This window comes from Acetomicrobium mobile (assembly GCF_937920065.1).
The window spans coordinates 1-3,972 of the sequence record NZ_CALETC010000079.1; the positions used below are offsets into that span (position 1 = coordinate 1).

The following is a 3,972-nucleotide window of genomic DNA, read 5'->3' on the forward strand; positions in this document are numbered from 1 at the left end:
ATATAATTCCTTCCAGGAATAACATAGCATTAGAGAGATAAAAGATCGTGTTAATGTTTAGATGTTTAGTGACGTACGCGACGCGTTTTATAACTGTCTCAGGAGTCAAAGCCGGCAGGGTATAAAGCTTTAAGATATCATTGCTTGCATTAGCCCCGACGCAAATAAATGCGCATTGATCGGGGCATGAAATTTAGCTAAAATAAAACTAGCACAAGTAAAGCGAAAACGCAGCAAAATAGGGGGCATACAATTGAAGGGCATCGTTTTGGCCGGAGGTTCCGGCTCTCGGCTTTATCCGCTCACGTTGGTCACGAGCAAGCAATTACTGCCGGTATATGACAAACCAATGATATATTACCCATTATCCACGCTTATGTTAGCCGGCATAAGGGATATTTTGATTATCTCGACTCCCCATGACCTGCCTAACTTTGAAAAGCTGCTGGGCGACGGCAGCCAATTTGGAATCAATCTTTTCTATGAAGTGCAGCCCTCGCCGGAAGGATTGGCACAGGCTTTCATAATAGGCGAAAAGTTCATCTGCCGGGACTGCTGTGCCATGGTCTTGGGCGACAATATATTTTACGGCAACGGCCTGACACGGCTTCTAAAGGAAGCTGTTGAAGCCACAAAACAGGGCATGGCAACGATCTTCGGTTACTACGTAAACGATCCCAAGCGTTTTGGAGTTGTTGAGTTCGATAACGGCAAGGTCATCTCCATAGAAGAAAAGCCCAAAAAACCCAAATCAAACTACGCCGTCACGGGCTTATATTTTTACGATAACCGCGTGATCCAATACGCAAAAACCCTCAAGCCATCCCCAAGGGGAGAACTTGAAATTACCGACCTCAATCGCCTGTACCTAAAAGACGGGACGTTAAACGTGAAATTGCTGGGCAGGGGTTTTGCCTGGCTCGATGCAGGCACCGCGGACGCGCTTTTTGATGCTTCAGATTTCGTCAGGACCATAGAAAAAAGGCAGGGCATAAAGATCTCCGCTCCGGAAGAGATAGCATACAGAAACGGATGGATCGACGAGAAAATTTTGCTTGAATCAGCCGCCAAATACGGGAATAGTCCCTATGGAGAGCACTTAAAGAAAGTTGCTGAAGGAAAAATACGCTATTAAGTGAGCTGTTAATTTTCACAAAAGAAAAAATTTAAAGGGAGCGCTAAAAAAGCATGAAAGTTTCAAAGACGCCTTTTAAAGACTTACTTGTCGTAGAAACTGACCTTTTTGAAGACAATCGGGGCTGGTTTACCGAAACTTACTCCAAAGATAAATTCTGCGAGCAAGGCATAGATGCCGACTTCTTGCAGGATAACCACTCCTACTCGGCCAAAAAAAATACTTTGCGAGGAATTCATTTTCAAATCAACCCCGAAGCGCAGGCAAAACTCGTGAGGTGTACGAGAGGCGCTATTTTAGACGTAGCCGTGGACTTGAGAAAGGGGTCCGATACTTACAAGAAATGGTTTGGCATCGAGCTGTCTGCAAAAAACAAAAAACAGTTATTTATGCCTAAGGGCTTCGGACACGCCTTTTTGACCCTGACGGACGACGTTGAAGTGCAGTACAAGGTTGATGAATACTATTCAAAGGAACACGACCGCAGCATAAGATTCGATGACCCGGAACTTGCCATTGACTGGAATGTAAAAAACCCGATTTTATCGGAAAAAGACCAAAAGGCGTCGCTACTTAAGGATAGCGACGCAAATTTCAGCATAAAAGTGTTGGTTACAGGCGCAAATGGTCAGTTAGGCCAAGACGTTTTAAAAAGACTGCGTCAATTGGGCATAGAAGGGATTGGCGCAACCAGAAAAGATTTCGACATAAGCAACGAGGACCAAACTATGAAGTTCATACTGAGGCACAAGCCTGACGTGGTGGTCCACTGCGCTGCCTATACGGCAGTAGAAAGGGCAGAAGAAGAACGGGAAAAGTGTTACGCCGTTAACGTAGAGGGCACAAAAAATATCGCCAAAGCCTGTAAGAAAATAGATGCTAAGATGCTTTACGTCAGCACGGACTACGTCTTTTCAGGAGAAGGCGTAATGCCTCACAAAGAAGATGATCCGATAAGCCCCATCAACTACTACGGCTACACGAAAAAACTGGGCGAAGATATCGTAAAAAACATGCTGGAAAAATTTTTCATAATCAGGACCTCTTGGTTGTATGGCAAAAAGGGCAAAAACTTTGTGAAGACCATGCTGGAAACAGCACAAACTCAAAGTGAGATGAACGTGGTGAGCGATCAAATCGGATCGCCCACATACGCCAAGGACTTAGCGGTTTTAATATGTGATATCATTCAAACCGATAAATTTGGAATTTATCACGGGACAAATGAAGGTTACTGCAGTTGGTATGAATTTGCAAAGGCAATATTTGATAAAAAAGGCATTCACGTAAAGTTAAACCCAATTACAAGCGATCAATACCCGACTAAGGCAAAAAGGCCTTTAAATTCAAGGCTTTCTAAAGAAAAACTGGACGAGGCGGGCTTTAAAAGGCTGCCCCATTGGGAAGATGCGCTGGAACGGTATCTCAAGGAACAGCGGTTGTGCGAACAATAGGAGGATTTAAAAGTGCTAACCATTTTAGTCACGGGAGGAGCGGGCTTCATCGGGAGCAACTTCATAAGATATATGCTCGATAAATACGAGGATTACAGGATCATAAATTTGGACGCCATAACCTATGCTGGCAATTTGCAAAATCTAAAGGACGTGTCCGGCGACCCAAGATACGGATTCGTCAAAGGCAATATTCGAGACAAAAGGGTAGTCGAAGGTATTTTTTCCAAGTACGATGTAGACGTGGTTGTCAACTTCGCGGCCGAATCGCATGTTGACAGAAGCATCGAAGAGCCCGAAGTGTTTTTGACGACAAATGTCATCGGAACGCAAATATTGCTCGAAGCGGCAAAAGGGCATTGGAAGATAGCCCCCGATGACAAATACAGCAGAGAATACAAAAAGGGCGTAAAATTCGTCCAGATTTCAACAGATGAAGTCTATGGATCCCTAAAACCGGAAGACCCCCCTTTTACCGAAGAAAGCCTGCTAAAACCCAATAGCCCCTATTCGGCAAGCAAGGCAAGCGCCGATTTACTCGTCAGGGCCTATTATAAGACCTTTGGGCTTCCTGCTAACATCACCAGGTGCAGCAATAACTACGGCCCATACCAACACCCGGAAAAACTCATACCCCTGATGATAACCAACTGCCTCAAGGGCAAAGAATTACCGGTTTATGGAGACGGAATGCACGTAAGGGATTGGTTGTACGTACACGATCATTGCTCAGCCATAGATTTGGTGATTCACAATGGAAAATCCGGCGAAGTTTACAACATCGGAGGCAACAACGAAAAGACGAATTTAGAAATCGTCAAGTTCATAATACACTTCCTGGGTAAATCGGAACGCTTGATAAGATTCGTTAAGGACAGGCCCGGTCATGACAGGAGATACGCCATAGACAGCAGGAAGATAAAGATGGAATTGGTTTGGAACCCTGCTCATACATTCGAGGAAGGCATCGAAGAAACAATCCGTTGGTACTTGAACAACTCGGAATGGATCGAAGCAGTCACTTCGGGCAATTATGCAAAGTATTACGAAACAATGTATTCCAAGTCGTTAGATCAATAGCAGATTGGACACCAGTTTGCTGATCCAAAATCTAACTTCGTTAAATTGCATAAATCCATCTATGGGACCTTGACGAAACGCTTTTTGAGTAGTATTTTTACTCATGAATGACATATGTTAGCGGTAAGTTTTTTATTTTCCCGGTCCTTTGATCGGCATTTAGCAGGAACAAATTTTTAAAGCAGGTGGTTTTTTGAAAATAATGCTAGACTCCCTAATCACTTCCCAAACGAGGATTAAGCTTTTACTAAAGTTTTTCTTAAACCCCGAAAGCAGGTCGTACTTGAGGGAGCTTGCCGAGGA

General features: G+C 44.0%; 3 protein-coding genes. All 3 read left to right on the forward strand.

What is annotated here, in order from left to right; all coding sequences use genetic code 11:
* Positions 1–253 precede the first annotated feature (253 nt).
* The 3 genes from rfbA to rfbB are packed head-to-tail and all read left to right on the forward strand — an operon-like array spanning position 254 to position 3,669.
* On the forward strand, positions 254–1,135 hold the full coding sequence (gene rfbA, locus Q7P41_RS03180) for a glucose-1-phosphate thymidylyltransferase RfbA (RefSeq protein ID WP_303882067.1): 882 nt from the start codon (positions 254–256) through the stop codon (positions 1,133–1,135).
* Between the two features lie 53 nt (positions 1,136–1,188).
* A complete protein-coding gene (gene rfbD / locus Q7P41_RS03185) occupies positions 1,189–2,589 on the forward strand; it encodes a dTDP-4-dehydrorhamnose reductase (protein WP_303882069.1) in 1,401 nt (466 codons plus the stop codon).
* A gap of 12 nt (positions 2,590–2,601) precedes the next feature.
* On the forward strand, positions 2,602–3,669 hold the full coding sequence (gene rfbB, locus Q7P41_RS03190; RefSeq protein WP_303882070.1) for a dTDP-glucose 4,6-dehydratase: 1,068 nt from the start codon (positions 2,602–2,604) through the stop codon (positions 3,667–3,669).
* Positions 3,670–3,972 lie beyond the last annotated feature (303 nt).